Raw genomic sequence first — 22,685 nt, 5'->3', positions numbered from 1 at the left:
AAAGCGCTTAGTTTTTAAGATGAACAGGTATTTCGCATACCGGGATTGGATTCATTTTATGGGAATTTGCTGTATTTAAGCGGATATAGGTAGCGTAAACTTCTTGCGCTCTCCCTTTAAAATCTTCTTTGGTTTTTCCAGAATCCTGCATTTTCATTGCCCATTCCAACTCATCATAACTGGCACCCAGTTGCATTTCGTCACTACGGCTATCACCAAATAGACCGTCGCTAGGCGCAGCAAGCATAATATCTTCGATAACATGTAACTCTTTTCCCAGAGCGTATACTTCACTTTTCATGAGATCGGCAATTGGGCTAAGATCCACACCACCATCACCGTATTTAGTGTAAAAGCCAACCCCAAAATCTTCTACCTTATTGCCTGTGCCACCAACTAGGTATTTGTGTAACCCGGCAAAATAGTATAAGGTGGTCATTCTTAAGCGGGCTCTTGAATTTGCTAGACTCAGATCTACATTGGCCGATTCTTCAACGTTGGGCAAAGCGTCTCTAAAATTATCGAAAACCGGTGTAAGGTCTACACGCTCACTGCTTACGTTAGAAAATCGCTCTTTTAGAGAGGCGATATGTTTTTGGGCGCGGCTAACATGCGAAGGATCCTGATGGATAGGCATTTCCAGTACTAAAACGTTCATTCCCGTTTTTGCACAAAGTGTCGAAGTCACAGCCGAATCTATTCCGCCACTAACACCAACAACAAATCCGTTCATTTTGGCGTTTTTAGCATAGTCTTTTAACCAGTTTACAATGTGATCGATTACTTTTGTGGTTTGCATAATTTTGGGTGAATTAGTTTGTAAATAATACCTTTGCACACAAATCTAATACTTAAACATTACTAATAAAAGGGCAAAAGCTAAAACCCGTGATTTTTGATAAAAGCTTATGATGAAGAGAATTTTATTTGCCTTTTTTTTATTTCTTAGCCTGATTTCGTGCAATTCTGCATCAAAACGAGAGGAGGAAATAGCGAAAGTAAACGTAGATTTTAAAACTATAAGATTCGATAAGCTTTTTGCTGAAGCTTCGCCAAAGCAACTGCCGCGGTTAAAAGAAGAATTTCCCTACCTGTTTCCAGAACAGTTTCCTGATAGCGTATGGATTCATAAAATGAAAGATACCATTCAACTTGAGATTAACAGGGAAGTCGAAAAAAAATATCCCGATTTTAGTGAATCTGAAGATGAGTTTTATGCTCTTTTTCAGCATATAAAATTTTACTTTCCAGATTTTGAAGTGCCTGATGTGATTACGGTAACTTCAGAGGTTGATTATAAAAATAAAACAATTTATACCGGAGATTATCTTTTTGTTTCGTTGGATACCTATCTGGGTGAAGATCACAAATTTTATATTGGGATTGTAGAATATTTTAAACGGAACTTTACCAAAGACCAAATTGTGCCGGATGCAGCCAATAGTATAGCTGAAAAATATGTGCCGCGTGCAAAATCAAGGACTTTTTTAGCGAATATGATCTACTATGGAAAATTACTTTATCTTAAAGATATATGGCTTCCTAAGTTATCAAATTGGCGAAAAATTGGATATACAAAAGAACAGTGGCAATTTGCCGAAGCAAATGAAGAAATGATCTGGCGATATTTTGTGGATAATGAGCTTATTTTTGATACCGATTCTAATTTAGCTCCCCGGTTTTTATATCCCGCACCATTTTCTAAATTTTATTTGTCATTAGATGCCGAAACTCCCGACAGACTGGGACAGTATATTGGCTGGCAGATGGTGAAATCGTATATGGGTAGAAATGAGGTTTCTATCGAACAAATGCTACAGGCCGATGCCGAAACAATTTTTAATAACGCAAACTATAAACCAAAGAAATAATGGCAGCTTTTAAAAAATCTGATATAAATATTGAAGTGGTAACCGATGAAAATAAGGTTCCTGAAGAAATTTATTGGAGTGCCGAAGATGGAAATATTTATAAAGAAGAAGCAAAAGCTTTAATGCTTTCTGTTTGGGATAGCAAGTCTCAGGAAACTTTAAGAATCGACCTTTGGACAAAAGAAATGCCGGTAGATGAAATGAAAAAATTCTTTCATCAAACTTTAGTTTCTATGAAGGAAACCTACTATCGAGCAACTCAGGATGATAAAATGGCTGATACTATGGGCGATTTTTGTGACTATTTCGCTGAGAAATTAGATATCGCCAAAAAATAAATTTTGAATAAGAAACTCATCTTTGTTTACAATGCAAATTCAGGTATATGGAATTCGGTTTTAGATACTGCTCGTAAAGTGCTAAATCCAGATACTTATTCCTGTAAGCTTTGTGCGGTAACTCATGGCCTGGCCGGTGAAAGTAAGGTCTGGAAAAACTATCGAATATCATCGAATATCGATATGGAGTTTTATCACAAGGATGAGTTTCTTAAAACTTTTGCTTCAAAATATTTACTAAGATTTGAATTCCCAGTAATACTTTTTGCGGAAAATGAGGAACTAGAGGTTTTAATTTCTGCGAAAGAATTTGCTAAAATTTCTTCCGTAGAAGAACTTATCGAAATGATGCAGGATCGATTGTGATTACTCGGTAACCTCATTATTCAGGTTTTCAATAAATTCCAGAATGTCGTCGCTACCTGTTTTAGCGGTAGACGAGGTTACAAAAAAGTGTGGCATTTGTTCCCAAACCTGAAGCATTTCTTCCTGATAATTAAGGATATTTTTTTCAAGTTCTTTAGGCTTTAGCTTATCGGCTTTGGTGAAAATCATACAAAACGGGATCGCGTGTTCGCCTAGCCATTGCATGAATTCAATATCTATTGGTTGTGGTTTATGGCGACTGTCAATCAATACAAAAGCGCAAACCAGTTGTTTGCGTTCTTCGAAATAATTAGTGATAAATTTCTGAAAAACCTTTTTCGCAGATTTAGAAACTTTTGCATACCCATACCCCGGTAGATCAACGAGGTGCCAGTTTTTATTGATCAAAAAATGATTGATAAGCTGAGTTTTCCCAGGTTTTGCTGAGGTTTTTGCCAGATTCTTCCGGCCGGTAAGCATATTGATTAATGAAGATTTCCCCACATTACTACGGCCAATAAAAGCATATTCCGGTAATGGGCTGTTGGGGCACTTAGCAACTTTCGAGTTGCTAACTACAAATTCAGCAGTGTTAATCTTCATGATTTAATTTTTAGAAATTTCTTTTCGTTAACCAGTCACATAATAACTCGTTAAAAAGATCTGGGTGTTCCATCATAGCGGCATGTCCACATTTATCTACCCAATACAGATCAGAGTCTGGTAATAGTCTATGAAAATCTTCCGCAACTTCCGGTGGGGTAACATTATCGTTTTTTCCCCAGATAATGCAGGTAGGTGTTGTCATTTTTGGTAAATCTTTTGCCATATTATGCCTAATAGCACTTTTAGCAATAGCCAGTGTTTTTACCAGTTTATTGCGATCGCTCACAGTTTCGTAAACATCATCTACAATTTCTTTGGTTGCCACAGCAGGATCGTAAAATACATTTTGAGCCTTCTTCTTAATGAAATCGTAATCACCACGACGTGGATAACTTTCGCCCATGGCATTTTCGTAAAGACCAGAGCTTCCAGTAATTACAAGACCTTTTACAATTTCAGGATAAAGTTTAGTGGTTAAAAGAGCGATATGCCCACCCAGGGAATTTCCTAACAGAATAACTTTGTTTAAATCCTTAAAATCTACAAACTCCTTTAAATATTTTGCGAAAGTTCCAACACTTGTTTTAAGAAGGGACATAGAATAAAGCGGAAGTTCTGGGATTAAAACTTTGTATCCTTTAGAAGGGAAATAATCTACCACTCCGTCAAAATTACTAAGGCCGCCCATAAGTCCGTGTAAAATAACTATCGGAGTTCCTTCGCCTATCTCTAAATATGTGAATTTTCCCTCTTTCCTTAAATTATTTTTCATTGATACCCTTTGCGGTTAGCAATCGCAAATATAGCGATTTCATTACAAGTATAATCATTTTTACGTAATAGCAAAGTGATTCCCGCTTTTAGATAATATTTATTAAAGCAATTAAGAAGTGGGAATTTTAACACAAATTTAAGCGGATAAAATAAACTCTTGGAACCGAAGAGAATAGCGCTATTTAATAGTGTTTCAGTGAAATACGCTGTGAAAACTTATCAACAAAGTGGTAAGATGTGGTAAAAAGTGGTAATATTTTCAATATATTTGACTTTGTAAAGCAAATTTGTGGTAAATCTTATTGGAACATATGAGTGTAAAGTGGACACTAAGGGTAGGCTAATGGTGCCTTCAGCCCTTAAGAAACAACTTATGCCTATGCTTCAAGAAGGTTTTGTGATTAAAAGAGCTGTCTTTCAGCATTGTTTAGAGTTGTATCCCATGGAAGAGTGGAATAAACTGATGCAACGAATGAACAAACTTAATCGCTTTAAAAAGAAAAACAACGACTTTATCCGACGGTTCACAGCTGGCGTAAAAACCGTAGAGGTAGATGGGAATGGCAGGTTGCTTATTCCAAAAGACCTTATTGGTTTTGCCGGTATTACGAAAGAAATCGTATTGTCATCGGCAATTAATATTGTAGAAATTTGGGATAAAGATAAGTACGAAGAAGCAATCGAGGCTGCAAGTGATGATTTTGCAGATTTGGCAGAAGAGGTAATGGGAAACGACGATTTCGATGTTGATGGAGTATCATAATCCGGTATTATTAAAAGAGTCTGTAGACGGTTTGAATATCAAACCCGATGGCGTGTATGTAGATGTCACTTTTGGTGGCGGTGGTCACTCCAGGGAAATTTTAAAAAGGCTTGGCGAGCATGGGAAGCTTTTTGCTTTCGATCAGGATACCGATGCTTTGCAAAACAAAATAGAGGATCCCCGTTTTACACTCATCAATGAGAACTTTAGGTTTCTAAAGCGATTTTTGAGGTTTTACGGTGTAAAAAAAGTAGACGGGATTTTAGGTGATTTTGGAGTTTCCTCTCATCAGTTTAATGAAGCTGAACGTGGTTTTTCGACGCGCTTTAATGCAAAGTTGGATATGCGTATGGACCAAAGCAATTCGCTTAGCGCTTATCAGGTTATTAATGAATATGACGAAGAGCAATTAAAAAGCTTGTTTTATCAATATGCTGATTTAAAAAATGCTCCAAAACTAGCAAGGATTATTGTTAGTGAACGTAAAAACAAACCCATTGAAAATAGCGAGGATTTAAATGAACTTTTAAAGCCTCATTTATTTAAAGGAAAAGAAAATAAAATTTTAGCACAGATCTATCAGGCGATTCGTATAGAGGTAAATCAGGAGATAGAAGTGCTAAAAGAATTTTTACTTCAAACGGAAGACATAGTGGAGAAAAATGGGAGAATTAGTTTGATCTCATACCACTCTTTAGAAGATCGTTTGGTAAAAAGATATATAAGAAGCGGACTTTTTGAAGGAGAGCCAGAAAAAGATTTCTACGGAAACATTTCAGTGCCTTTTAAAAAAGTAGGAGGGTTAATTGTGCCTTCAAAACAAGAAATTAGTGAAAATAACAGAGCACGAAGTGCGAAATTAAGAATAGCGAAGAAGCTATAAAAACCGGTAATGATTTATGAAAAAGGGTTTTTACAATATTCTTAAAGCCAATTTTTTAATTAATGAAGACGCCTTTAAAAACTGGCGTTTTATCGTATTCTGTACTGTTTTGGCCATTATCATGATCGCCAGTTCACATAGCGCCGAGCGTAAAGTTCATCAAATTGCACGATTGCATGAAGAGGTTTTAGAGTTACGAAGTGAATTTTTAGAAGGACGTTCTAATTTGATGAAAATCAAAATGGAATCTACCGTCACCAGTGAAATGAAGAAAATTGGTATTGGCCCTTCAGATAATCCACCTTATAAATTAAGAGTAAAAGTTAGCGAGTAGTTAAGCAGTATGGCAACCACTGAAAAAGGCATATTAAACAGATTATATTTCGTTGCAGGATGTATGTTCATCTTTGCAATAGCTGTTGGTGTGAAGCTAATGGATATCCAGTTTGTAGAAGGGGAGCATTATAAGCAGCTTTCTGAAGAACGTGTATATCGTAACTTTACCATTCCTGCAAACCGTGGTAATCTTTATGATTCTAATGGAAGCCTTTTAGCAGCTTCAGTACCTAAATATGATATTAGGTTTGATGCGGTAACAGTTTCAGATAAAGTTTTTGAAGAGAATGTGCTACTGCTTTCTAAAGAGTTAGCTAAGATGCTGGGAAATACCTCTTCTTATTACGTACATAAATTAAGAACTGCCAGAGCACACAATCAACGATACGTATTAATCACCCGCGGTCTTGGATATTCTGAATATATGAAGATCAAGACCTTTCCGATTTTTAATTTGGGAGCCTATAAGGGCGGACTCATTGTGGAGCAACGGACGGTAAGGGAACATCCTTTGGGTAAAATGGCCGAGCGTACCGTGGGTTACGAGCGTCAGGATGAGGAAGGGTATTTTACAAGAGTAGGTCTCGAGGGGGCTTTTGGACCTTATTTAAGAGGGACGGATGGTCATCGTTTAAAGCAAAAAATAGCTAAAGGACAATGGAAACCTATTAGTGATAATAATGAAGTGGAACCTAGAGATGGCTATGACGTAATTTCTACCATCGATGTGAATATTCAGGATATTGCCCATCATGCTTTGTTAAAGCAGCTTGAAGATTTTGAAGCTGAGCATGGTACCGTGATCGTTATGGAAACCGCAACCGGCGAGATCAAAGCGATGTCCAATCTTGGTCGTACAGACGAAGGGACATATTACGAAAAAAGAAACTATGCGGTGTACGAAGCACACGAGCCCGGTTCTACATTTAAGTTAATGGCGATGGTGGCTGCCCTTGAAGATGGAGTGATCGATACCAGCCAGATTGTGGATACAGAAAATGGTGTTGTTCGTTTTTACGGGAGAGCAGTGCGGGATTCGCATCATGGAGGTTACGGTAAAATTTCTGCGGCAAGAGCTTTCGAGGTTTCTTCAAATACGGCTTTCACAAAAATGATTTCTGAAGGATATAAAAATAATCCCGGCAAATTTGTAGATCGGCTTGACGATATGGGGGTGACCCGAAAAATTGGTTTAGAAATAAAAGGGGAAGGAACTCCTCGAATTCCACATCCCGATGATAAGGGATGGAATGGTTTAAGTCTTCCCTGGATGGCGTTTGGTTATGGTGTAGCGGTTACTCCGTTACAAACCTTAACTTTTTATAATGCGATAGCCAATGATGGCGAAATGGTAAAGCCCCGTTTTATAAAAGAAGTAAAAGAGTGGGATAAAACCATTGTGAAAATGGAGCGTGAGGTGATGAATCCCGCTATCTGTTCTCCAGAGACGGCAAAGAAAGTGCGGGAAATGATGAAAAATACCGTAAAACGCGGTACAGCCGCTAATATCTACACATCAAATTTTTCGATGGCGGGAAAAACCGGTACCTGCCAAACCGAATACTGGATAGAGCCGGGAAGATATATTGCTTCTTTCGCCGGTTATTTTCCTGCCGATAATCCAAAATACTCCTGTATTGTCGTGATACATAAACCAAATCGAAGCAAGGGCTATTACGGGAACACCGTAGCAGCACCGGTTTTTAAAAGAATAGCGCAAAAAATTTATACCGATACGCCAATTATGGATGAGCTTCCTTCTTTAGAAGTAGAAAGCGAAGCGGTAGAAAAGGATTTTGAAAAATATTATACCAAGGTTCAGAACGAAAAAGTACTTATGCCCAATGTAAAAGGGATGCCGGCAATGGATGCTATTCCGCTTTTAGAGAATCTAGGTTTAAAAGTGCAGGTTAATGGTGATGGGATTGTTAAAAGTCAGTCGATCACCGCTGGACAAAAAATAAAAAGTAACCAAAAAGTAAATCTGAAATTAAGTTGATAATACTTAAGGATATATTATATAAAGTAAGTATGGAATCTGTGGTAGGAAATACCGCAGTTGCGATCAAGAATATTCATTTTGATTCGAGAAAAGTTGAAATGAATGATGTTTTTGTAGCAATTACGGGTAGCGTTTCCAACGGACATGATTTTATAGAAAAAGCCATTAACCAGGGAGCTTTGGTAATTATTTGCGAAAAGCTTCCAAATGATATTGTAAATGGCGTTACTTATGTACAGGTAGCAAATTCTAAGGAAGCGCTGGCCTATATGGCAGCCAATTTTTATGAAAATCCTTCAGATAAACTAAAATTGGTTGGCGTTACCGGTACCAATGGGAAAACGACTATCGCCACTTTATTGTATGATTTATTTACCAAAGCAGGTTTTAAAGTAGGCTTACTTTCTACAGTAAAAGTTATGGTGGGCGATACACTTTATGATGCCGAGAGAACAACACCAGATTCGTTAACCATCAATCATTATTTAGCTGAGATGAACGAAGAAGGTGTGGAATATTGCTTCATGGAAGTAAGTTCTCATGGGATTGACCAGCATCGTACCACGGGATTAGTCTTTGCCGGCGGGATTTTTACCAATCTTAGTCATGATCATTTAGACTATCATTCCAGTTTTGCGGAATATCGCGATGTGAAAAAGCGGTTCTTTGACGAGTTACCGGCTTCAGCATTTGCGTTAACAAATGTAGATGATAAGAATGGAGAGGTTATGCTTCAAAATACCAAAGCTAAGCAGTATACCTACGGGTTAAAGAATTACGCGGACTATAAAGCACAAATCCTCGAAAATCAATTTACCGGATTATTACTTAAAATCAACGATCAGGAAGTTTGGTCAAGACTAATAGGAAGTTTTAATGCTTATAATATTTTGGCGATTTACGCCGCTGCGGAATTATTAGGATTAGAAACTTTAGAAAACCTGAAATTCATCAGTGAGCTCCATTCTGTGAATGGTCGTTTCCAGTACTTTATCTCTCCGGAAGAAAAAATTACGGCAATAGTGGACTATGCGCATACACCAGATGCATTAAAAAATGTACTGGACACCATTAATGCAATTAGAACCAAAAATGAAGAACTGATTACGGTTGTAGGCTGTGGAGGTGACAGGGATCGTACTAAAAGACCAAAAATGGGGCATATTGCTTCGGCATTAAGTTCCAAAGTGATTTTTACCAGTGATAATCCAAGAACTGAAGATGCAGATGCTATTATTGAAGAGATAGAAAAAGGGGTGGAGCCTCAGAATTTTAATAAAACAGTTTCAATAACCAATAGAAAACAGGCGATAAAAACCGCTTGCCAAATGGCACAAGCCAATGATATCATATTAATCGCAGGGAAAGGTCATGAAACCTATCAGGAAGTGAACGGTCAAAAACATGAGTTTGACGATTATAAGATAGTGAGCGAATTTTTAAAACAGCTAAAAAAGTAATGCCAAAAGGCAGAATATTAGAATATGCTTTATTATTTATTTCAATTTTTAGAAGATAAATATCAGTTCCCAGGAGCTCAGCTGTTTGAATATCTTTCATTCCGCTCGGCAATGGCTATACTTTTGTCACTGTTAATTTCTACTATCTATGGTAAAAGAATTATCAACTATTTGCAAACCAAACAAATTGGAGAAAGTGTAAGAGAACTGGGTTTACAGGGGCAGAGTGAAAAAGCTGGTACACCAACCATGGGTGGTATTATCATTATTATTTCAACTCTTATCCCCGTGTTGCTTCTCGCTAAATTAGAGAACATTTACGTGATTTTATTAATCATTACCACGCTTTGGATGGGAGCCATTGGTTTTCTGGATGATTATATAAAGACGTTTAAAAAGGATAAAGAAGGCTTGCCAGGTAAATTTAAAATTATCGGGCAGATAGGTTTGGGATTGATCGTGGGGTGCATTATGTATTTCAATGACGGTATTACCGTTAAAGAAAAGGCAAACCCTAAAGAAGTAATCTCTCAGGAAATGATGTTAGGGTCTGAAAAATTACCTGAAATGGGGCCAGAGGAAAAAACACTAACCACGACTATTCCTTTTGTAAAAAATAATGAGTTCGACTACTCTAAGATCATTTCCTGGATAAATCCGGATTTGGCGAAATACGCCTGGATTATTTTTATTCCGATTGTGATTTTTATTGTAACCGCAGTGTCTAACGGCGCAAATTTAACCGATGGAATTGACGGTTTAGCTGCAGGGTCTTCCGCAATCATTGTACTGGCATTGGGCATTTTTGCATGGGTTTCTGGTAATATCATTTTTTCAGATTACCTGAATATCATGTATATCCCAAATTCTGGGGAAATGACCATATATATTACGGCATTCGCCGGAGCCTTGGTTGGTTTCTTATGGTATAATACTTATCCGGCTCAGGTTTTTATGGGAGACACTGGAAGCTTAACGATTGGTGGAATTATCGCTGTACTGGCTATTGCTACCAGAAAAGAATTATTGATCCCTATTTTATGCGGAATTTTTCTGGTAGAAAATCTATCGGTAATGCTTCAGGTGGCCTGGTTTAAATACACCAAAAAAAGATTTGGCGAAGGACGAAGGATTTTCCTGATGTCTCCTTTGCATCACCATTACCAAAAGAAAGGACATCACGAAAGTAAAATTGTTGTTCGCTTTTGGGTAGTAGGTATTTTCCTGGCTATTCTAACCATTGTGACACTTAAACTTCGATAACATTGAAGAAGAAGATTGTCATACTTGGTGGTGGAGAAAGCGGTGTTGGTACTGCTATTTTGGCTAAAAAAGAAGGCTATAAGATCTGGCTTTCAGATAAAGGAAAAATAAAAGAGAAATATAAAAATGTTCTTGAACATCTTGAAATAGACTGGGAGGAAGAAAAGCATACCGAATCGCAGATTTTTGATGCCGATGTGGTAATGAAAAGTCCGGGTATTCCAGATACGGTGCCCATGATTAAAGCGCTTAGAGCAAAAGGAATTCCGGTAATTTCTGAAATAGAATTTGCTGCCGAATATACCAGTGCTGTGATTGTGGGGATCACCGGGAGTAATGGGAAAACAACGACCACAAAATTAACCCATCATATATTAAAGGATGGTGGTTTGCAGGTGGGAATGGCCGGTAATGTAGGAGATAGCTTTGCAAAACAGGTGGCCGAAACTAATGCAGGTTACTATGTGTTAGAGCTGAGTAGCTTTCAGTTAGACGGAATTGAAAAATTTAGGCCACATATAGCAGTATTAACCAATATTACTCCAGATCATTTAGATCGATATGAGTATAAGTTTGAAAATTATATTGAAGCTAAATTCAGGATTACGAAGAACCAAACTAAGGACGATTATTTTATTTATGACGCAGATGATGAGGTTATCACAAACTGGCTAAAAAACAACAAAATTGAAGCGCAGTTATTGCCATTTTCGCTGGAGAGAAAGCTGGAGAATGGCGCTTATTTAGAAAACGATACAATTATTATAAAGACAGAAAATACAGAGCTTACTATGGCTACTTCAGATTTAACATTACAAGGGAAACACAATACAAAAAATGCAATGGCGGCTGCTACTGTGGCAAAGCTTTTAAAAATAAGGAAGAATACAATCCGTGAAAGTATGGAGAGTTTCCAGGGAGTGGAGCACCGCTTGGAGAAAGTACTTAAAATTAATAATGTTCAGTATATCAACGATTCTAAAGCAACAAACGTAAATGCTACTTACTATGCTTTAGAAAGTATGGAAGGTCAAACTGTTTGGATTTTAGGCGGGGTTGATAAAGGGAATGTGTATGACGAACTTTTACCCCTGGTGAACGAAAAAGTAAAAGCAATTATCTGCCTTGGGGTAGATAATACCAAGATCATGAATTCTTTTGGGAATTGTGTAGAAACCTTGATAGAAACCCAAAGTATGAGTGAAGCGGTTAAAATGGCATATAGACTATCTGAAAAAGGAGATACGGTATTGCTTTCTCCTGCCTGTGCAAGTTTCGATCTTTTTGAGAATTATGAAGATCGCGGAAGGCAGTTTAAAGAAGCGGTTAGAAATTTATAGAATAGTAGGATCAGTTAGTTAAACTGAAAAAGCGGAATGGGAAACATTTTTGCAAATATTAAAGGAGATAAGGTAATCTGGGCTACTGCCGGGCTACTTGCGATATTTTCATTTTTGCCGGTTTACAGCGCCAGTAGTAACATCGCGTACCTGTATGGAGATGGAAGTACTTTTAAATATTTGATCGTTCATTTTTTTCATTTACTACTGGGCTTTTGTGTGTTGTTCGCAGCACATAAAGTGCCATACCATTATTATAGGGGCTTATCGATTTTAATGTTGCCGGTGGTCATTGTATTATTGATTTACACCATGGCGCAGGGAACGGTTATCGACGGGGCAAATGCCAGTAGATGGATAAGGATTCCTGTCTTAGGGGTTACCTTTCAGTCTTCTACGTTTGCAGCGGTGGTTTTAATGATTTATGTCGCAAGGTATATGTCTAAAATTACCGAGAAGAAAATCACTTTTAAAGAAACAATTTTACCGCTTTGGGTGCCTGTAGGTTCAGTATTAATGTTAATTTTGCCGGCCAATTTTTCCACTACTGCGATCATTTTTGCTATGGTTTTGGTACTCATGTTTTTAGGTGGTTATCCGGTAAAATACCTGTTAGCAATTGTGTTTGCGGGAGTGATTTTATTCGGAATTTTTGTTTTAGCGGCTAAGGCGTTTCCCGGTTTTTTACCAAACAGGGTAGATACCTGGACAAGTAGGATAGAAAATTTTACGAACGACGAAGATACCGAAGCCGATTATCAAATTGAAAGAGCAAAGATAGCCATTGCCAGAGGTGGTATTGCGGGTACTGGGATTGGAAAAAGCGTACAGCGAAACTTTTTGCCACAATCTTCTTCGGATTTTATCTATGCGATAATTGTCGAAGAAATGGGGCTTATTGGTGCTCTTGGAGTCATGCTGGCGTATTTGATGATTTTGTTCAGGATTATTATCGTGGCCACTAAGGCTAATACCGTATTTGGAAAACTATTAGTAATGGGGGTAGGTATTCCCATTATTTTCCAGGCATTGGTGAATATGGCAGTTGCGGTAGAATTATTTCCGGTAACGGGGCAAACACTTCCGCTAGTGAGTAGTGGGGGGACCTCAATCTGGATGACCTGCCTTTCATTGGGAATTATTCTTAGTGTAAGTGCAAAAAGAGAAGAAGAAAAAGAAACTGAGGAAGCTGAAAGAAATGCGGAGGACGAAAATCCTTTGGATATTTTAAGTGAAGCAATATGAGTAAAGATTTACGCATCATATTATCCGGTGGAGGAACGGGTGGTCATATTTACCCGGCTATCGCTATTGCCGATGAGGTAAAGCGCCGCTATCCCGATGCGCAGATCAAATTTGTTGGAGCACAGGATAAAATGGAGATGGAGAAAGTGCCACAAGCCGGTTACGAGATCGAAGGTCTTTGGATAAGTGGTTTGCAGCGAAAGCTTACGCTTAAAAATCTGATGTTTCCATTTAAATTAATAAGCAGTATTAGGAAGTCCCAAAGGATTATTAAGGACTTTAAACCAAATGTTGCGGTGGGTACAGGTGGATTTGCCAGTGGTCCTTTACTGCATGTAGCTAATAAACAGCAAATACCAACTTTGCTTCAGGAGCAAAATTCATTTCCAGGAATTACCAATAAGATCCTGGCAAAAAAAGCTAATATTATTTGTGCGGCCTATGATGAAGTAAAGCGATTTTTTCCGCAGGAAAAGGTGAAAAAAACCGGAAACCCGGTACGGCAGGACTTACTCAATATTGATACTAAAAGAGAAGAAGCCCAGCAGTTCTTTAAGTTGGATGCAGACAAAAAAACAGTATTAGTACTTGGAGGAAGTTTGGGGGCAAGAAGGGTGAATCAGTTAATCGCTGAGTATGCTGATAAATTAAAAAAAGAAGATATTCAGTTAATCTGGCAATGTGGGAAATTATATTATGAGGACTATATATCTTATACTGAAGGTACTGTTCAGGTGCATCAGTTTTTAAATAGAATGGATCTGGCCTATGCTGCGGCAGATGTGATTATTTCCAGAGCAGGAGCGGGTAGTGTTTCAGAATTGTGCATCGTGGGAAAACCGGTAATTTTTATTCCGTCCCCTAATGTAGCTGAAGATCATCAGACTAAAAACGCGATGGCGGTTACAAAGAATGAAGCGGCTATCACCATAGCAGAAACTCAGCTGGAAGAAAAATTTGAAAGTGTTTTTTTCGATTTGCTTAAGAATCAAAGTAAGCAAAAAGAATTAAGTAGAAATATTAAGAAAATGGCTTTGCCAAACGCAACGTCCAGTATTGTAGATGAAATTGAAAAGCTAATTATCAGAAAAGCCTAATTTGAATAATTTAAGTCACATACAAAACTATTATTTTATCGGTATTGGCGGTATTGGGATGAGTGCGTTGGCGCGTTTTTTTAAATCCCAGGGTAAATATGTTGCCGGTTACGATAAAACAGCATCAGTGCTTACCAAGGAACTGGAGGCTGAAGGTATTTTAGTGACTTTTAAGGATGATATTAGTGAAATTCCTAAGCAATTCAAAGATTCAGAAAAGACACTGGTGGTATATACTCCTGCAGTTCCTAAAGAGAATTTGCAACTTCAATATTTTATTGAAGAGCAGTTTATCCTGAAAAAGCGTGCTGAGGTACTGGGCTTGATTAGCAGTGATCGCTTTACACTTGCTGTTGCGGGTACACACGGTAAAACCACAACAACCGCAATCTTAGGTCATTTACTAAAAGAAACCAATGCTCCGGTAACGGCATTTCTTGGTGGAGTGAGTGAAGATATACAGAGTAATTTAATTTTGAAAGGCGATGAGGTTATAGTGGCTGAAGCTGATGAGTTTGATCGCTCCTTTCTTCATCTTTCGCCAAATATCGCTGCCATAAATTCTATGGATGCTGATCATTTGGATATCTATGGTGTGAACGAACATTTGCAGGCTTCATTTAAAGCTTTTGCAGCCTTGCTTCCTAAAGATGGAATACTTTTCGTTAAAAACGGACTTCCACTTGAAGGAAAAACAATTGGAATTGAAGATGATGCTGATTTTTCAGCAATCAACATAAAAATACTAGGTGGAAATTATCATTTTGATCTTAAGACGCCTACAGAAATTATTGAAGGATTTACGCTACACCTCCCCGGTAGGCATAATGTTCTTAATGCTGTAACCGCACTGGCTATGGCGCTGGAGTATGGTAGCCCAGCAGAACAGTTGAGGGATGCGTTACAAAGCTTTAAAGGAATAAGAAGACGTTTTTCTTATAAAATTAAGACAGATCAAAAAGTTTTAATTGATGATTATGCGCACCATCCGGCCGAGATTAAAGCCGTTTTTGAAGCGGTAAGGGAAATGTATCCTAAAATGAAGAATTTGGTGGTTTTTCAGCCACATTTATTTAGCAGAACCAGAGATTTTGTAGATGACTTTGCTGAAAAATTATCACAATTTGATGAGGTAATGCTTATGGATATCTATCCGGCCAGAGAAAAGCCAATAGAAGGAGTAGATTCCCAATGGTTATTAGAGAAAATAAATAATCCTAATAAGCAATTGGTAAAGCGAGAAGAATTATCGGCTAAAATCATTACATCTAAAGCTAAGATTGTTTTAATGCTTGGCGCCGGAGATATAGGGAATGAAGTTGAAACCGTAAAAAGAGCCCTGGAAGATGAAATCTAAATTAGGTTACATAAAATTTGTGCTTTTGCTGGCTTTAATGGCTTTTTTATATGGCTTTGCTGAAAAAAGGCACAGTCAACGAAAATTAACAGGTTCTGAAGTTCATTTTACAGATAACGAAAACCTGTATGTTACTGTAGATGCGGTTAATAAGTTGTTGATACAAAATGAAGAGGCCAACGAAAACTTGGGGCAGGAAACTTTAGATTTGAATAAGGTAGAAACACTGCTCAATAGTCATGATATGATAGAGAATGCCGAGGTTTTCTTAAAGTTAGATGGGAAACTTTCAGCAACTGTTACGCAGCGTAAGCCTATTGGAAGAGCTGTAGGAAATACTTCATTTTACCTGGATAAAAATGGGGAGGTAATGCCGTTATCAGAAAATTTTTCAGCAAGAGTGCCTCTTATGTTAGGTTTTGATGAATCGAATATTTTAACGGCTTATCCGTTGGTAAGCTATATAAAAAATGATAGTTTCTTAAGTAAGCATATTACTACTATCCAACGTTTGGAAAACGGACGATATGAGCTGAAACTGCGAAAAGCAGATTTTGTAGTTTATTTTGGAGAGATTAAAAACATAGCTTTAAAATTCAATAATTTCAAAGCATTTTATAAAAAGGCATTAAAAGATAAAAAGTTAGATACCTATAAAAGAGTGAATCTACAGTTTGGTAATCAGGTTGTATGCACTAAAAAGTAAGATATGGAGCAAAAGGATATTGCAGTAGGATTAGATATAGGGACGACAAAGATTGTTGCCATGATTGGCAAGAAGAATGAGTATGGTAAAGTAGAGATCGTTGGGATTGGGAAGTCCAGAAGCCTTGGTGTGCACCGTGGTGTGGTAAATAATATTACACAAACTATTCAATCTATACAGCAGGCGATTCAGGAAGCTGAAGCAGACTCTGGTCAAAAGATTAAAGATGTAGTGGTAGGAATTGCGGGGCAGCATATTAGAAGTTTACAGCATAGTGATTATATCACCAGGCCAAACCCTGAAGAGGTCATCGATGCTGAAGATATTCATAGCTTATGCAATCAGGTACATAAACTGGTAATGTTACCCGGGGAAGAGATTATTCACGTACTTCCGCAGGAATATAAAGTAGATGGGCAGGCTGAAATTAAAGAGCCTATCGGGATGTATGGTGGTCGCCTTGAAGCCAATTTTCACGTTGTAGTTGGCCAGGTTTCTTCTATAAGAAATATTGGTCGCTGTGTAAAAAGTGCAGGTTTAGATCTTTCAGCCGTTACCCTGGAGCCCTTGGCATCAGCAAATGCAGTCCTTAGTCAGGAAGAAAAAGAAGCAGGGGTGGCACTTATAGATATAGGTGGCGGAACTACTGATCTTGCAATTTTTAAAGATGGTATTATAAGGCATACTGCGGTAATTCCTTTTGGAGGGAACGTAATTACTGAAGATATCAAGGAAGGTTGCTCGATTATTGAAAAGCAGGCAGAATTGCTAAAAATAAAATTTGGATCAGCCTGGCCCGGAGAGAATAAGGATAACGAGATCGTTTCTATTCCGGGATTAAGAGGAAGGGAACCCAAAGAAATTACGCTTAAAAACCTTTCGAAAATCATTCACGCGCGTGTGGTAGAGATTATCGAACAGGTGTATTTAGAAATAAAAAATTACGGACACGAAGATCAGAAGAAAAAACTGATTGGTGGTCTTGTGTTAACCGGCGGAGGTGCACAGTTAAAGCATCTTAAGCAACTGGTGGAGTATATCACCGGAATGGATACCAGAATAGGTTTTCCTAATGAGCACCTGGCAGGAAATAATGATAGTGAAACTACCAGTCCGATGTATGCAACGGCAGTAGGATTGGTAATGAATAGTTTAGAAACCAGCAAAAGTAGTTTTCAGGAAGAAGCCGTTCTTAAGGAGAAAGAGCCGGAGCCGGTAAAAGTGGCTGAAGAAGCAGAAACAGAGCGAGAAGAACCGCAAGTACAGGTAGAACAGCCTAAGCCCCGAAAAAGTATTTTCGATAAATGGGCAGAAAAGTTCAAAGATTTTTTAGATAACGCAGAGTAATACATAGCACAATAGAGAACCAGTAAAATTGAATTTATGAGCAATACAGAATTCGGAGACATTTCATTCGATTTACCTAAGAATCAATCGAACGTCATCAAAGTTATTGGTGTAGGTGGTGGCGGTAGTAATGCTATTAACCACATGTTCCAATTAGGGATTAAAGGAGTAGATTTTGTAATCTGTAATACCGATGCACAGGCACTGGAAAACAGTACTGTTCCTAATAAGATCCAGTTGGGAGTTAGCCTAACCGAAGGACTTGGAGCGGGAGCAAATCCTGAAATTGGAGAACAGGCCGCAGTAGAGAGTTTTGATGAGATTAAAAATATGCTCGATGTAAATACCAAAATGGTATTTATTACCGCAGGTATGGGAGGAGGTACCGGTACTGGTGCCGCTCCGGTCATAGCAAAACAAGCTAAAGAAATGGATATTCTTACGGTAGGTATCGTAACTATTCCTTTTCAGTTTGAAGGTAGAATGAGAAATGAGCAGGCTCAAAGAGGTGTCGAAAAACTTCGTTCTCATGTAGATTCTTTAATTGTGATTAATAATAATAAGCTTCGTGAAGTTTATGGAAACTTAGGTTTTAAAGCCGGTTTCTCTAAAGCCGATGAAGTTTTAGCAACTGCTTCCCGTGGTATTGCTGAAGTTATAACCCATCACTATACTCAAAACATTGACCTTAGGGATGCTAAAACTGTATTGAGTAATAGTGGTACGGCGATTATGGGATCTGCGTCGGCGTCAGGGGCAAATAGAGCTCAGGATGCTATTGCCAAAGCTTTAGATTCGCCATTATTAAATGATAACAAGATTACCGGTGCTCAAAATGTATTGCTATTAATTGTTTCCGGTTCCGAAGAAATTACTATTGATGAGATTGGTGAAATTAACGATCATATTCAGGCAGAAGCTGGTCACAGTGCCAATATCATTATGGGGGTTGGTGAAGATGAAGCCTTAGAAGGAGCGATTTCTGTTACGATCATTGCGACTGGTTTCAATGTAGAGCAGCAGGATGAAATCACCAATACTGAAACTAAAAAAATTATCCATACGCTGGAAGACGAGCAGAAAGCGGAGCATGAATTCCCTTCTAATCGTTCTCATGCAGGTTCGTTTACCGAACTTCCTTTACCAGAGGAAAAGAAAGAACCGGAACAGCCAAAAAAGATCGTTCATACCTTAGATGAAAATTTGGATGAAGTTGAAGCTCCCACACCTAAAAGTCCCCAGCAGGTAGTCCAAAAACAAGTTCAGCAAGAGGCTAAAACTACTGAGGTAAAACAGGTGCAGCCAACACCTGCTAAAGATCCAGATCTTTATACTCCGCCTTCAGCATATAACATGGATGTGTTTTATGATGAGGTAAACCCTGAAGATTTTGTGATCAATGATACCAATGCAGAAGTTGATGAAGTGGAAGTAAAGGATGATGAGAACGATGAAGAACAATTTATGTTCACTTTCGATTTTCCGATAAATCAGGAAGAAGAAAAGCGGGAGCAACCAAAAGCTGAGATTCCTAAGCCAGGGGTAGAACAAACACCTAAGCAGGAAACGGTAAAAAGACATGTGCTGAATACTGAAGATGCTGAAGAGCCCAGTTACGAGGTAAAGAATATCGAAGTAAACGAGCCGGTAGAAGTTATTCCAGCCACTGAGAATGCTTCTAACGGAACGGTAAAAAGATATAGCCTGGATGATTATATGGAATTCGAGCAGCAATTAGAAAACTCTAAGCCTGCAAAGAAACAAGAGAGCGAAGCACCTAAAGATGAAACTATTGCTTTTGAGAAGCGTACGGTACAGCCAACACCAAAAAAGCAAGAGGAGCAGGATGAAAATCCTTTTAATAATCCAATTCCAGAGCATGTGGTAGAACGTGCTGCAGAGCGTCGCGCTAAAATGAAGGAATTTAATTATAAGTTTAGAGGTAATGCTTCGCAGATAGAGGAAATTGAAAAACAACCTGCTTATAAAAGAGCCGGGATTAATCTGGATAGCACAAATTACGGTGAGAATAAAATGTCCAGAACCAGTTTAGGGCAAGACGAAAATAACGATCTTCAGTTTAGAAGAAACAATTCGTTTTTACATGATAATGTGGACTAAATAACCAATCATTTATTATATACAAAGAAAGGAGGCAATTTGCCTCCTTTCTTTTTGTATTAAATCGCTGCGGATTATAAATCTTTTTTATTCTCTGCCTGAATCACATCTGTGTCTTTTCTATATTTAAGAAGGCTAATACCCGCTAAAAAAAAATAAACCCAATAATGCTCAAAGCCCACGGGCTTAATGCTAACGCAAGGCTACCAAAGATACCTAATATTCCCATCACTAGTGCAATAGCGCCTCCTACGGTTAATATAAGTGCAAAAATCTTAATCATAATTGTCGATTTTATTTAATTGTTGCACTAATTTATATAATTAACTGATATTCAGTTTGTAATTAACAAATTGTAAGGCTTTTTAGAAAATTCTATGTAGATGGAATAGACCATTTTTTAATTTGGTTTATAGCTTCATTTTCATCTTCCCATCCTTTTATTTTCAGATTATTATCTTTATCATAGCTTAAAAACCAAAGCTCAATAATTTCTTTAGCTTCGGGATAATTGTTTAGGAAAACTTTATAAGACTCAGCTTTAAAAATTTGATCTTTTTTTAGCGCAGGTACGGCGATAATCTTATCATCCTGCTCTCCTTCATCCAGTAATTTTAAAACTGCTATTGGTTTTATGGGGATAATCTCTCCTGTTTTTACAGATTGTCCTAAAATAAGCACATCCAAGGCATCCCCATCACCACCTTTTTCAGGATCTGAATAAGTTGAAGGAATAAAACCGTAATTGCCGGGATAAGGGAGAAATTCTATAATCCTGTCGATTCCGTTTCGTTGATCGGGAATAAACTTCTTTGATGAATGATTAAACTCCAGTTTTAGGTTAGTGCCAGAAGGTATTTCGACTACGGCCTGGTAATTTCCGTTTTTGTCTTTTAAAGGGAGATTCTCATAATCTGGAGGAGTGTTACAACTAAAAGCGATGAATATATTACAGAATATGAGAATCTTTAATTTTTGCATGATTGATATCTTAGTCCCAGTAGATCATAAAATATTTAAATTTAGCATCATCTGGAATTTGTGAAGATCTGATTTGTGTATCGGTATCATAACGTAAACTGGATGGTAATTCTTTCTTATCAATGGTGATGTAGGCGTTTATTTCGTCTAGAAATACCACGGCTGAACTAATCGTGTTCTCAATTCTTGAGATTTGATAATTTTCTACAATATCTTTAAAAGTACTTGCGGTATTTAAACCCGCCTTGGTTTTAAATCGTGGGTCCAAAACTCGTATATAACCAATAGTGCTTGTGCTATCGAATTCCTGTGCAGGTTCAAGGATGAGCAAAGGATCGCCTCCTTTTTCGAAAACCTTAACCTCATTCGTTGCTCTTAATTGCATTGGACCACTGGTTTCTTTTACCAGGGAATCTTCGTGATATAACGAATCTAACTGATTGATTTTGATGTCTTTTTTTAATTTTCCAACCTGTGTGGCGGTAATTAAAAAGGGATTGTTTTCATCTTTTTGGCAAGAACTTAGGAATATGGCAGTTAAAGTGAAAATTGCCAGTAAGTGTTTCTTCATAGTTAATTTAATTACTTTTCTATTTATTGAATTTGGCGTATCTGGATTAACGGAAAAACTTAAATTTTGGTATTTCCTGAATATAAAATACCTGCTAAATTTTTCGGATTTCAATCGGTTTAGATTTCTTAAATTTTTATAAAAGTAAACAATACCTTGTAATGGCGGGCAAAGATTTTTTTAGTATGCAATTAGATTACGGCGGCTTCCAATAATTGAATTGTTCCCGCGCTAGCATCTATTTTAGCTTCAATTCCATTAGGGATCGTGCTGTTATCATCGATATGTCCGATCATGGCTCCGCTAAAAGCCGGAATGTCCAAAGGTTTAATATAATGGTCCAGTACCTCTTCCAGAGTCAAGCTTCCATAGCCACTTCCTCCAGGGTCACATTCTGTACATTTCCCAAAAATAAAACCTGTAATTTGCTTAAAAACACCGCCAAGTTGTAGTTGCGTCATCATGCGATCTACAGCATATACTTTTTCGCCAACATCTTCGATGTATAAAATTTTGTTATTCCAGTCGTCAGGGAAATATTTGCTGCCCATAATCCCTGTTAACACAGAAAGGTTGCCTCCTAATAGCCTACCTTTTCCGGTTCCCGGTGTTATAGTACGTGTTCGATTGGCGATCTGCGTGAGATTATCGCCAAGTGATTTTGGATTCTCCAATAGCGGACTTTCTTTATTGAATAAAATAGCTTTTAGATGGGAAACGCTAAAAGTGTTCCAGGTAGAAACTGCCACCGGAGCGTGAAAAGTTACTAAACCTGTTTTCTCGAAAATAGCCAAATGTAAAGCGGTAATATCACTATAGCCAATAAAGATTTTTGGATTCTCTTTAATGGCCTGGTAGTCCAAAAGTTCCAGAATTCGGGCAGAACCAGAGCCACCGCGTAAAGCAATAATCGCATCTATAGATTTATCTTTAAACATGGCATTTAATTCACCCGCCCGTTCTTTGTCGGTACCTGCCAGGTGACCATATCTATTTTTGACAAATTCGCCAAACTTTACTTTTAGTCCCATCGCTTCAAAAGATTCTTTAGCGATTTGATAAGGTTCGGTTTCAAAAATAGCACTTGCCGGACTCACAATTCCTATAGTATCTCCTACTTTTAAAGCCTTAGGTTTAATGATATATTTAGATTCATAATTTCTATAGAAACTTGTGGTCGCATAGGAACTTAAAGGAATAGCAAGACTGCTTAGTCCAATATTTTGTAGAAATTTACGTCTTTGCATGATGAGTATTT

Annotated in this window: 22 protein-coding genes; 16 read left to right on the top strand and 6 right to left on the bottom strand. The window is 37.7% G+C overall.

What is annotated here, in order from left to right:
- Positions 1-7 precede the first annotated feature (7 nt).
- Positions 8-799 (bottom strand): NAD(+) synthase, encoded by a 792-nt coding sequence (gene nadE / locus AC13DP_RS03385; protein ID WP_347406550.1) that lies wholly within the window; start codon positions 797-799, stop codon positions 8-10.
- 109 nt (positions 800-908) lie between these two features.
- Between nadE and gldB the strand changes: the two genes are divergently transcribed.
- From gldB to AC13DP_RS03370, 3 genes are read left to right on the top strand one after another with little or no spacing between them, the layout of a single operon-like run.
- Complete coding sequence (gldB, locus tag AC13DP_RS03380) at positions 909-1,871, top strand: gliding motility lipoprotein GldB (RefSeq protein WP_013073212.1); 963 nt, start codon at positions 909-911, stop codon at positions 1,869-1,871.
- Positions 1,871-2,209 carry a gliding motility protein GldC gene (gldC, locus tag AC13DP_RS03375; RefSeq protein ID WP_013073211.1) on the top strand — a complete coding sequence of 113 codons (339 nt, stop codon included), beginning with the start codon at positions 1,871-1,873 and terminating at the stop codon, positions 2,207-2,209. The genes gldB and gldC overlap by 1 nt, the downstream gene beginning before the upstream one ends.
- Positions 2,210-2,212: 3 nt before the next feature.
- A complete protein-coding gene (locus AC13DP_RS03370) occupies positions 2,213-2,575 on the top strand; it encodes a GTPase (RefSeq protein WP_228250332.1) in 363 nt (120 codons plus the stop codon).
- On the opposite strand, the gene yihA is transcribed toward AC13DP_RS03370, so the two are convergent.
- A complete protein-coding gene (gene yihA, locus AC13DP_RS03365) occupies positions 2,576-3,178 on the bottom strand; it encodes a ribosome biogenesis GTP-binding protein YihA/YsxC (RefSeq protein WP_347406551.1) in 603 nt (200 codons plus the stop codon). It abuts the gene before it with no gap.
- A gap of 10 nt (positions 3,179-3,188) precedes the next feature.
- Positions 3,189-3,953 (bottom strand): alpha/beta fold hydrolase, encoded by a 765-nt coding sequence (locus tag AC13DP_RS03360; protein ID WP_013073207.1) that lies wholly within the window; start codon positions 3,951-3,953, stop codon positions 3,189-3,191.
- Between the two features lie 291 nt (positions 3,954-4,244).
- On the opposite strand from AC13DP_RS03360, the gene mraZ reads away from it, so the two are divergent.
- Genes mraZ through ftsZ form a run of 13 tightly spaced genes read left to right on the top strand, consistent with a single transcriptional unit; the run spans position 4,245 to position 19,875 of the window.
- Positions 4,245-4,718, top strand: a complete 474-nt coding sequence (gene mraZ, locus AC13DP_RS03355) for a division/cell wall cluster transcriptional repressor MraZ (RefSeq protein WP_041579077.1) — start codon at positions 4,245-4,247, stop codon at positions 4,716-4,718.
- Positions 4,705-5,601: a 16S rRNA (cytosine(1402)-N(4))-methyltransferase RsmH gene (gene rsmH / locus AC13DP_RS03350; protein WP_228250467.1), complete on the top strand. Its 897-nt coding sequence runs from the start codon at positions 4,705-4,707 to the stop codon at positions 5,599-5,601. Before mraZ ends, rsmH begins: the two co-directional genes overlap by 14 nt.
- Before the next feature lie 16 nt (positions 5,602-5,617).
- Complete coding sequence (locus tag AC13DP_RS03345) at positions 5,618-5,935, top strand: FtsL-like putative cell division protein (protein WP_013073204.1); 318 nt, start codon at positions 5,618-5,620, stop codon at positions 5,933-5,935.
- Between the two features lie 9 nt (positions 5,936-5,944).
- The gene (locus AC13DP_RS03340) at positions 5,945-7,936 is read left to right on the top strand and encodes a penicillin-binding protein (RefSeq protein ID WP_347406552.1); all 1,992 of its coding nucleotides are present in this window, start codon (positions 5,945-5,947) and stop codon (positions 7,934-7,936) included.
- Complete coding sequence (locus tag AC13DP_RS03335; RefSeq protein WP_347406553.1) at positions 7,933-9,399, top strand: UDP-N-acetylmuramoyl-L-alanyl-D-glutamate--2,6-diaminopimelate ligase; 1,467 nt, start codon at positions 7,933-7,935, stop codon at positions 9,397-9,399. Before AC13DP_RS03340 ends, AC13DP_RS03335 begins: the two co-directional genes overlap by 4 nt.
- 24 nt (positions 9,400-9,423) lie before the next feature.
- Entirely contained in the window at positions 9,424-10,662 is a 1,239-nt protein-coding gene (gene mraY / locus AC13DP_RS03330) for a phospho-N-acetylmuramoyl-pentapeptide-transferase (protein WP_339811526.1), read from the top strand.
- A 2-nt stretch (positions 10,663-10,664) separates the two neighbouring features.
- The gene (murD, locus tag AC13DP_RS03325) at positions 10,665-12,002 is read left to right on the top strand and encodes a UDP-N-acetylmuramoyl-L-alanine--D-glutamate ligase (protein WP_339811528.1); all 1,338 of its coding nucleotides are present in this window, start codon (positions 10,665-10,667) and stop codon (positions 12,000-12,002) included.
- Positions 12,003-12,038: 36 nt separating this feature from the next.
- Complete coding sequence (locus tag AC13DP_RS03320) at positions 12,039-13,247, top strand: FtsW/RodA/SpoVE family cell cycle protein (protein ID WP_347406554.1); 1,209 nt, start codon at positions 12,039-12,041, stop codon at positions 13,245-13,247.
- Positions 13,244-14,344 carry an undecaprenyldiphospho-muramoylpentapeptide beta-N-acetylglucosaminyltransferase gene (gene murG / locus AC13DP_RS03315; RefSeq protein WP_347406555.1) on the top strand — a complete coding sequence of 367 codons (1,101 nt, stop codon included), beginning with the start codon at positions 13,244-13,246 and terminating at the stop codon, positions 14,342-14,344. The genes AC13DP_RS03320 and murG overlap by 4 nt, the downstream gene beginning before the upstream one ends.
- A gap of 1 nt (position 14,345) precedes the next feature.
- Positions 14,346-15,701: a UDP-N-acetylmuramate--L-alanine ligase gene (gene murC / locus AC13DP_RS03310; protein WP_339809746.1), complete on the top strand. Its 1,356-nt coding sequence runs from the start codon at positions 14,346-14,348 to the stop codon at positions 15,699-15,701.
- Complete coding sequence (locus tag AC13DP_RS03305; RefSeq protein WP_228250343.1) at positions 15,691-16,407, top strand: cell division protein FtsQ/DivIB; 717 nt, start codon at positions 15,691-15,693, stop codon at positions 16,405-16,407. The genes murC and AC13DP_RS03305 overlap by 11 nt, the downstream gene beginning before the upstream one ends.
- A gap of 3 nt (positions 16,408-16,410) precedes the next feature.
- Positions 16,411-17,754: a cell division protein FtsA gene (gene ftsA / locus AC13DP_RS03300; RefSeq protein WP_347406556.1), complete on the top strand. Its 1,344-nt coding sequence runs from the start codon at positions 16,411-16,413 to the stop codon at positions 17,752-17,754.
- Between the two features lie 36 nt (positions 17,755-17,790).
- Positions 17,791-19,875 (top strand): cell division protein FtsZ, encoded by a 2,085-nt coding sequence (gene ftsZ / locus AC13DP_RS03295; protein WP_483067309.1) that lies wholly within the window; start codon positions 17,791-17,793, stop codon positions 19,873-19,875.
- 375 nt (positions 19,876-20,250) lie between these two features.
- Here the strand turns inward: ftsZ and AC13DP_RS03290 are convergent, their stop codons facing one another.
- The 3 genes from AC13DP_RS03290 to AC13DP_RS03280 all read right to left on the bottom strand — a co-directional run bounded on the left by AC13DP_RS03290 (position 20,251) and on the right by AC13DP_RS03280 (position 22,674).
- Complete coding sequence (locus AC13DP_RS03290; RefSeq protein ID WP_483067308.1) at positions 20,251-20,856, bottom strand: inorganic diphosphatase; 606 nt, start codon at positions 20,854-20,856, stop codon at positions 20,251-20,253.
- A gap of 10 nt (positions 20,857-20,866) precedes the next feature.
- A complete protein-coding gene (locus tag AC13DP_RS03285; protein WP_347406558.1) occupies positions 20,867-21,427 on the bottom strand; it encodes a hypothetical protein in 561 nt (186 codons plus the stop codon).
- A 191-nt stretch (positions 21,428-21,618) separates the two neighbouring features.
- Positions 21,619-22,674, bottom strand: coding sequence for a S66 peptidase family protein (locus AC13DP_RS03280; protein ID WP_347406559.1), 1,056 nt, complete (start codon positions 22,672-22,674; stop codon positions 21,619-21,621).
- Positions 22,675-22,685 lie beyond the last annotated feature (11 nt).

The sequence above is a fragment of the Zunongwangia sp. L-65 genome (assembly GCF_056859415.1).
Note: the sequence above shows the minus strand (reverse complement) of the source record. Positions and strands in the feature narration are given on the sequence as shown.

Excerpts from the sequence above, each read along its gene's own strand:
- AC13DP_RS03305 (WP_228250343.1), top strand. The coding sequence starts at position 15,691 with ATGAAATCTAAATTAGGTTACATAAAATTTGTGCTTTTGCTGGCTTTA.
- AC13DP_RS03285 (WP_347406558.1), bottom strand. The coding sequence starts at position 21,427 with ATGAAGAAACACTTACTGGCAATTTTCACTTTAACTGCCATATTCCTA.
- rsmH (WP_228250467.1), top strand. The coding sequence starts at position 4,705 with ATGGAGTATCATAATCCGGTATTATTAAAAGAGTCTGTAGACGGTTTG.
- AC13DP_RS03280 (WP_347406559.1), bottom strand. The coding sequence starts at position 22,674 with ATGCAAAGACGTAAATTTCTACAAAATATTGGACTAAGCAGTCTTGCT.
- AC13DP_RS03290 (WP_483067308.1), bottom strand. The coding sequence starts at position 20,856 with ATGCAAAAATTAAAGATTCTCATATTCTGTAATATATTCATCGCTTTT.
- yihA (WP_347406551.1), bottom strand. The coding sequence starts at position 3,178 with ATGAAGATTAACACTGCTGAATTTGTAGTTAGCAACTCGAAAGTTGCT.
- murG (WP_347406555.1), top strand. The coding sequence starts at position 13,244 with ATGAGTAAAGATTTACGCATCATATTATCCGGTGGAGGAACGGGTGGT.
- AC13DP_RS03320 (WP_347406554.1), top strand. The coding sequence starts at position 12,039 with ATGGGAAACATTTTTGCAAATATTAAAGGAGATAAGGTAATCTGGGCT.
- mraY (WP_339811526.1), top strand. The coding sequence starts at position 9,424 with ATGCTTTATTATTTATTTCAATTTTTAGAAGATAAATATCAGTTCCCA.
- AC13DP_RS03340 (WP_347406552.1), top strand. The coding sequence starts at position 5,945 with ATGGCAACCACTGAAAAAGGCATATTAAACAGATTATATTTCGTTGCA.
- ftsA (WP_347406556.1), top strand. The coding sequence starts at position 16,411 with ATGGAGCAAAAGGATATTGCAGTAGGATTAGATATAGGGACGACAAAG.
- AC13DP_RS03360 (WP_013073207.1), bottom strand. The coding sequence starts at position 3,953 with ATGAAAAATAATTTAAGGAAAGAGGGAAAATTCACATATTTAGAGATA.
- AC13DP_RS03345 (WP_013073204.1), top strand. The coding sequence starts at position 5,618 with ATGAAAAAGGGTTTTTACAATATTCTTAAAGCCAATTTTTTAATTAAT.
- gldB (WP_013073212.1), top strand. The coding sequence starts at position 909 with ATGATGAAGAGAATTTTATTTGCCTTTTTTTTATTTCTTAGCCTGATT.
- gldC (WP_013073211.1), top strand. The coding sequence starts at position 1,871 with ATGGCAGCTTTTAAAAAATCTGATATAAATATTGAAGTGGTAACCGAT.
- ftsZ (WP_483067309.1), top strand. The coding sequence starts at position 17,791 with ATGAGCAATACAGAATTCGGAGACATTTCATTCGATTTACCTAAGAAT.
- nadE (WP_347406550.1), bottom strand. The coding sequence starts at position 799 with ATGCAAACCACAAAAGTAATCGATCACATTGTAAACTGGTTAAAAGAC.